Source organism: candidate division KSB1 bacterium (genome assembly GCA_022562085.1).
Lineage (GTDB): Bacteria > Zhuqueibacterota > Zhuqueibacteria > Oceanimicrobiales > Oceanimicrobiaceae > Oceanimicrobium.
Window position 1 is genome coordinate 1 of record JADFPY010000222.1, and the last position, 7480, is coordinate 7480.

The following is a 7480-nucleotide window of genomic DNA, read 5'->3' on the forward strand; positions in this document are numbered from 1 at the left end:
CAAGATGCTCTCGCTTTCCTTCCAAGAAAAACAAAAATGCATTATCACGGCCTCTGCAGGTAACCACGGATTGGGCGTCGCTCATGCGGCGAAAATGCTCGGCATTCAAGGCAAAATCGTCGTTCCCGAAAACGCCTCGCTTGCCAAAATAAAAGCCTTGCAAAATTACGAGCTGGAATTGCTCAAACAAGGGCGCGATTATGATGAGGCGGAAGAAATCGCCTGGGAAATTCAGAAACGGGAGAATTTCACGTTTGTCCACGCCTTCAGCGATCCGGAAATTATCGCAGGGCAGGGCACAATTGGTCTGGAGATTTTAGAGGAGCTTCCGGAAACTGAAACGATTATTGTACCCATTGGCGGCGGCGGACTTATTGCCGGCATCGCCATCGCAGCGAAATCAATCAATCCCAAAGTTAAAGTAGTTGGCGTTCAGTCCGAGGCATCTCCTGCCATGTTCAACTCAGTTCAAGCTGCCAGGTGTGTGGAAACGCCGATTGAGGAAACCATCGCCGATGGCCTGGCGGGCCGGTTCGTCACCGAGTGGACTTTGCAATTAACCCAAAAGTATGTTGATGAAGTCGTTCTCGTTTCCGAAAACGGCATCAAGGAAGCGATAAAACTGATGATAGAAAATGAGCACATGCTTATCGAAGGGGCGGCTGCAGTGGGCGTTGCTGCCTTGCTTGAAGAAAGGATAAAAACTCATGGAAAAATTGTTGTAATCCTGACCGGGAGGAATATTCATTCGCAGGTTCTCAAAGAGATATTAGCCTAATTTAACTTGACATTTTCAACCCTATTTTTAAATTTTATCAAGTGTGAATTTGGAGTTTTTTTCAGGAAAAAGAATTTCTGCAACCACGCCTAACCGCCTGTAGATTTGATTATTAATCAACATTTCCTGAAATTCTCTCAAGAAGGAGCTTAAAATGAGTCAAAGACTGGTTACCATTGAGCGCCACATTATGGAAACCCAGCGGCAATTTCCCCACGCCACAGGTGAGTTTTCGGCGCTTTTATACGATATTGCCCTCGCTGCTAAAATTATCGCCAGAGAAGTTAACAAAGCCGGACTTCTGGATGTTTCAGGCGTTACCGGTGCAACCAATGTCCATGGAGAGGAAGTCCAGAAGTTAGATGAATATGCTGACACGGTTATTCGCAACGCCATGGATCACACGGGTCGCTTGAGTGTCATGGCCTCAGAGGAACACGAAGATATTATCCCGATTCCGGAAGAATACGAGACCGGAAAATATGTTTTTATGTACGACCCTTTAGACGGCTCTTCAAACATCGATGCCAATGTCAGTATCGGCACCATATTTTCAATTTACCGGAAAATTTCCGATGGTCGTGGCGGCTGCCTCGAAGATTGTTTGCAGTCCGGAGCCCAGCAGCTTGCGGCCGGCTATGTGATTTATGGGTCGTCTACAATGATGGTCGTCACGACCGGCAACGGCGTGCATGGATTTACCCTCGATCCGACGGTGGGTGAATTTTTACTTTCACACAAAAATATTAAAATACCAAAGCGAGGCAAAATTTACAGCGTGAACGAAGGCAACTTTGAACGCTGGAATGATGAAACCAGAAAATATATCAGCTATCTCAAGCAAAACGACCCGGAAACAAATCGTCCGTATTCCTCCCGCTATATTGGGTCGCTGGTCGCCGACTTTCATCGAAATTTGCTTTATGGCGGAATCTTTCTCTATCCTGCGGATAAGAAGAGCCCTAAAGGCAAGCTGCGCTTGATGTACGAAGCCAATCCCCTCGGGCTGATTGTTGAAAAAGCCGGCGGCTACGCGAGTAACGGGGACGACAGAATATTAGATATCGAACCGGAATCGATTCATCAAAGAACGCCGCTCATCATCGGCAGTTATGACGATGTCAAAGAAGCTGAGGCGTTTCTCAGGGGTAAAAGATAAAGCAAGATTTTTTTGACTCTAAGCCTCTTCCTGGAAACATGAAGGGGCTTTTTTCGTTTGTTAGGCATAAAGCAAATCTTGAGTTTGTTCTATATTCTACAAATAGCTTTTCAAAGGGTTGATTTTTTAACTCTTGATTGACCGAAAACTATGAATTCAAAGTCGTTCTGAGCACAAACTCCCGGAAACAGGACTCAATGTCATCGTTTCCGTGCGAAGAATCTCGCAATCTGCAAGAGATTCTTCGCGTCCCAAACAATTGTTTAAAGTGTAGTATCCAGGATTTCGCGCTCATAATGACGACTCAGGATTTTCGGTTAGACCCTAACCAATATTAGTATCTACCATTCGCGATGAAAATGAAAAGAAGCAAGCTTTTGCTAATTCTGTCCATCTTATTTATGGCAGCCACGGTCTTCTTTCTCCAATCTTTTCGATTTAATTCGGCTGAAGAATCAACAGGTGCAAATGACAAGAAATGGCCAAGTAAACGCGAACTGACCCGAAAACTCTGGCAGACAAGAAAAATGCTTCAGGTTTACGGAACCGGCAATCCGGAATTTACCGCCGGTTATAAAAAATGTGCCGAGGAAAGTATTGGAAAAAATCGGTTTGTTGAAATAATTGTAAAGCCGGATACTGCGGTAACTGCTGAGGACATCCAGTCGATGCCGATTTCGCTAATCGGTACACCCCAGTCAAATTTGCTCTTAAGGAAGGTGGTTGATGCATTGCCGGTTCAATTCATAAAAGGCAATTTTTCGATCGATAAAATTATTTCATCAGAACACAATGATATTTTCCAGATAAGAAGTTATCCAAATCCTTTAAACCGGTCCATGCCGCTTTTTGTAACCACTGGCAATAACGATCGAAGAGTTATTGAATTCATTTCTCATACAGATCAATCAAACATTTTTATGGCAGGGGATTTCGTCGTTTACAGAGATGATAAAGTTGCCCTCTGGGGATTATTTAAGCAGGTAAAGAATGGTCCATGGGAGATAGAGGATAGTCAGACCAGAAATTATTTGCATAATAAAAAGTCAGTTTTGGAAACGGAACACTATGTTTTCAATTACATGGGTGCAAGAGCAAAGCGGAGTGAACTCGAAAAGATTGCCAATAAACAGGAAAAACGCATTCAGAATTTACTGGATCGCTTAAATCTTTCAATTGAAAAATTTCCGAAAATCAAAAGTTATCTTTATGAATCCCCCGAAGACAAAGGCCTCATAACCCGCAATACGGATGTGTCTCACTTTAATTTGGAAGCCGGGGAAGTTCACTCGATTTTTACTGAAGATCTTAATGGTATGGACTTCTATTCAGATGCTAAATTGCTGATTGCAAAATTCATCGGTAAGACAAAATCGACTGCTTTGCAAGATGGGTTGGCGATTTATTTTTCAGAGGGCTGGGGAAAACGCGGGTATCGATATTGGGCAAAGAAGTTTTATGAAACCGGAAATGTGAATCCACTCAGCGAACTGCTCGATTCTAATATTTACAAAAAAGAATCTTATCTTTTCATGCGGCCGTTGGCCGGAAGTTTCGTTGAATTTTTGATAGACAAATACGGCCTGGCTGATTTATTAAACCTTTACAAAAATTGGCCCGAATCAGGGCTTCCCGAAAACAGTTTGAAAGAATTCACTCTGCCAAAATTAGAGCAGGGTTGGCTGGCTTATTTAAAACAGATTAACCTTGAAAATAAAATCCTGGCTGCTTCAAATCACAAGGTTGAGTCTCCCAGGTTCCAAAAAGGCTTTTGTTATGCGCACGAAGGCTATCAAATTTACAACGGCTATATTTCCCGTAAATCGGCTGAAGCATTGAAGAAGTTGCGAGAGCTTGGCACAGATTGGATTTCTCTCACTCCATTTGGCTATTTGCAGGATCGTAACAAAGCCGGTTATTTCAACTACTCTTTTGGCGCAGGTTCCGAGAACGATGAAAGTATTATAACCTCGTTTTTGGCTGCTAAAAAGCTGGGCATGGGCGTCATGTTGAAGCCGCATGTTTTGATGAGCAGGGGCAATTGGGGGTGGCCCGGCGAAGTCGAAATGAAAAGCGAAAAAGACTGGCAGAAATTTTTCAAATACTATAACAGCTGGATTCGACATTATGCTTTGCTGGCTGAAATGTACGGCATGGACAGTTTTTGTGTCGGAGTTGAACTGCTGAAGACCACCCGCGATCACCAACAAGAATGGCGCGAGATCATCTCAAAAGTTCGCCGGATTTATCACGGTCCAATTGTTTACGCGGCCAACTGGGGGAAGGAATTTGAGCAAATAGAATTTTGGGATGAGCTGGATTATATCGGCTTGAATTGCTACTATCCTCTTTCCGGAAAAGACCAGGTGACTTTAGCGGATTTAAAACAGGGCACTGCGAAGTTTCTGCCAACGATTGAAAAAGTGGCCGAAAAATATCAGAAGCCGGTGCTGCTAACCGAAGTCGGTTTTTGCAGCAGAGAGAAAGCCTGGCAGAATCCACATGAACGAGGCCGAAGAAGCGCTTCACCGAGCTTTGCAGATCAAGCATTAGCCTATCGAGCTATTTTCGAATCTTTTTGGGACAAGGAGTGGTTCTACGGTTTTTACTGGTGGAAGTGGCCGACCTATTTGGAGTACGGCGGTCAGCAACATAGCGGGTTTACACCAAACGGCAAGCCGGCTGAAAAAGTGGTGAAGAAGTGGTACTCCCGCAAACCACCTGCTCGATAAGAATTCTTTTAAAACGTTTTCCTAAATGAGAACTTAGTCGTTTTTCTTTATATGAGTGTAAGAAATTTTCTGACCTTCATTTTCCTCAGCGCTGCTATCATCTCACCAAAAAATTCTATTTCAGAGCACAAAATCAATACACTCCTTTCTTCTGAAATCATGCAACTATATTCTGAGTTGAGCAGATTACCCTTTGACAATTTACCAAGTGCTTTAGTAGACAGCCTGGTCATTCAACGAGATAGAGGAAGGCTCACTTTTAAAACAGGAACATTTTATCTGGTAAAACCGGTTTTGGGTAAAGTTACGGCCGCTGTTTTTTTGGGCGACGGCGTTTTTGAGCTAGAACCTCCAACGAAGATCGAGCGGCAGCAGGTATTAAAATTTCTTGATAAGGATTCTTTGCATGAAAACTTTTCTGCTGCTTACTTGCGGTTTACAGATAGTACAGCGCATGAACTTAAAAGGCAATTAAGTTTCCACGTGGCCAAAGCGCCCAAAGCAGTTGGAAAACTCCACAAAACTATCTCCAAAATATTTTTAGAAGAGAGGGGATTAAATATCGCGAGCGAGATTCTAACAGATTTCGTCAACAATTCTGAGGGTAATTTGTTCTCTGCATTTTTAGAACACACGGACCCTGATCTCAATTTTCCAAATTATTACATCTTCACCGTCAACAACCACGCGTTTGAGGAGGTGTCGGTTTCCCAATTTTTTCCCAAAAGTTATAATAAACTTTTCTATACAGTTTGTTCCTTCCACAAACAAAGTGATTACGACGGCGAACAATTGCCTGACGAAGAGCAGAGCGGGGAATCGGCTGCCTTCAAAATTACTCGCTATAAAATGAATTTAGATCTTAAGAAAAATGGTAAAATTAAAGCGGAGGTAGATTTAAGCTTTATTACAAAGATCGATAGCTTGCGCATTTTGACATTTGATATCTTTAAAGAGTTTAAAATTGATTCTGTTAAAAATTCTGTTGGCGAAATTCTTTTATTTATCAAAGAAAAGAAACAGTCCTCGTTTTCTGTGATTTTAAAAAAGGCAGTGCAAGCTCAGATTAAGGAAAAAGTAACCGTGTTTTTTTCGGGTAAGGTCCTAAAGCGTGTGAATAACAATTTCGTTTTAAAAAACAATATCTTTTGGTACCCACGTTATGGTTATTTAGTCCCAGCCACTTATGATTTAACATTTCAATACCCCACCAACTATCAAGTGGTTTCGACCGGGGAAAAGATAAAAGAGTGGAGTAGTAAAAACGCCAGTTCTTCTCAATGGGTTGAAGAAGATCCTGTTTTGGGCGCAGCTTTTGGCTTTGGAAAGTTTGATTCTACCTCTTTTGAAACTATGGATTCGTTGGCGGTAAAAGTGTATTCAACCCCGAACCGCAAAAAAAAAGTTATCGCGAAGGTAGCTGCTGATGTAACTAAAAGCCTGAATAATTTTCAAAACTTGCTAGGGGAGTATCCATATAAAGAGCTCAAGATTGTTGAGACGCCAACTCGATTAAGTTATGGATTTCCCGGGCTTGTGTTCTTATCTGCGCTTTCATTTACACGACAGCCGGAGGGGGTTATGGAGGCATTGCGGGGCCACGAGGTGGCTCACCAGTGGTGGGGGAATTTAGTGGGCTGGCAGACCTATCATGATCAGTGGTTAAGCGAAGCCTTGGCAGCCTATTCCGGTGCAATCATGACGCAATTTATTCTGGAGGAAGACGAGATATTTTTTCAAATTCTCGAGGGGTGGCGGAATGATTTACTCAATAAGGGCCATATTGGCGTCAGTGCCGGGTTGAAGCGATTTGGCTTTTCTAAGCAAGATTTAAGCAAAAGCGACGGACTTAAAGCTGGTCCCATTTGGCTGGGGCGCCGTCTTGGAGAAAAATTTCCGATTGATTATTATTTAATCATATACGAAAAAGGCGCTTATGTGATCCACATGCTGCGGACCCTGATGCGTGACTTTGAAACCGGCAGCGATGAAAAATTTTGGCTGATGTTGGCTGACTTCGTTAAGACCTATAAAGGTACGAAAGCCTCCACGCTCGACTTTAAAAAAATTGTTGAAAAACACACGGGCCAAAATATGGATTGGTTTTTTGAGCAATGGATTTATGGCATCGACGTGCCAACATATACCTATTCCTATGACATTTTTAAAAAAGGAGAGTACTGGGTAGACCTTCAGGTTTCGCAAAAAGATGTTCCTGCTGACTTTAAAATGTTGATTCCGGTTACGGTTCAAACTGACAATGGTAAGAAAAATACTCAGTTAATTGACATGGAAGGCGCCGAGAAATTTTTTCGATTAGGCCCTTTTAAATCTCAACCCCAAAAAGTCACGTTTAATGCATTTGACGGTGTCCTGGCGCGAGTGAGGGCAAAATAGAATTTGACTTTTAACACTTCTTCCGTAACTTTTTCGTATTTTTTTAGTAAATAAAACACAGAATTGTAAGAAACTTCTTGACAATAAATTCCAATTTTCGTATTACAGAGTAATTTTGATGCATTTTCCCTGCCTTGTTTTAAAATTAAAAAGATTTATCAAGTAGATGCAGCCGTTTAGTTTACTGATATTCTTACATATAAATATGGAAATTTAAGTTTTACGTAAACCTGATTTTTTTCTGTTCACCTTAGCACTTTCGTCTTTCGGCTATTACTTTTTCTTAAATTTAAAAATTTAATTAGTGTTAACACCTAATTTTATTGGACACATTAATCACATACAAATACCAAGGGAGGTATAAGATGAGAACTAAAGTCTTTTTAGTTTGTTTCGTAGTGAGCCTGATGTTTA

At 41.8% G+C, this 7480-nt stretch carries 4 protein-coding genes; all 4 read left to right on the top strand.

What is annotated here, in order from left to right:
• Positions 1 to 778, top strand: a 778-nt coding sequence (locus IH879_16005; protein ID MCH7676430.1) for a pyridoxal-phosphate dependent enzyme, incomplete at its 5' end; no start/stop codon positions are given.
• Between the two features lie 154 nt (positions 779 to 932).
• Positions 933 to 1937 carry a class 1 fructose-bisphosphatase gene (gene fbp, locus IH879_16010; protein ID MCH7676431.1) on the top strand — a complete coding sequence of 335 codons (1005 nt, stop codon included), beginning with the start codon at positions 933 to 935 and terminating at the stop codon, positions 1935 to 1937.
• A gap of 359 nt (positions 1938 to 2296) precedes the next feature.
• On the top strand, positions 2297 to 4669 hold the full coding sequence (locus IH879_16015) for a hypothetical protein (protein MCH7676432.1): 2373 nt from the start codon (positions 2297 to 2299) through the stop codon (positions 4667 to 4669).
• 51 nt (positions 4670 to 4720) lie between these two features.
• Positions 4721 to 7066 (top strand): hypothetical protein, encoded by a 2346-nt coding sequence (locus IH879_16020; GenBank protein MCH7676433.1) that lies wholly within the window; start codon positions 4721 to 4723, stop codon positions 7064 to 7066.
• The last annotated feature ends 414 nt before the right edge of the window (positions 7067 to 7480 follow it).

Coding starts and splice junctions, on each gene's coding strand:
- fbp (MCH7676431.1), top strand. CDS start 933: ATGAGTCAAAGACTGGTTACCATTGAGCGCCACATTATGGAAACCCAG.
- IH879_16015 (MCH7676432.1), top strand. CDS start 2,297: ATGAAAAGAAGCAAGCTTTTGCTAATTCTGTCCATCTTATTTATGGCA.
- IH879_16020 (MCH7676433.1), top strand. CDS start 4,721: ATGAGTGTAAGAAATTTTCTGACCTTCATTTTCCTCAGCGCTGCTATC.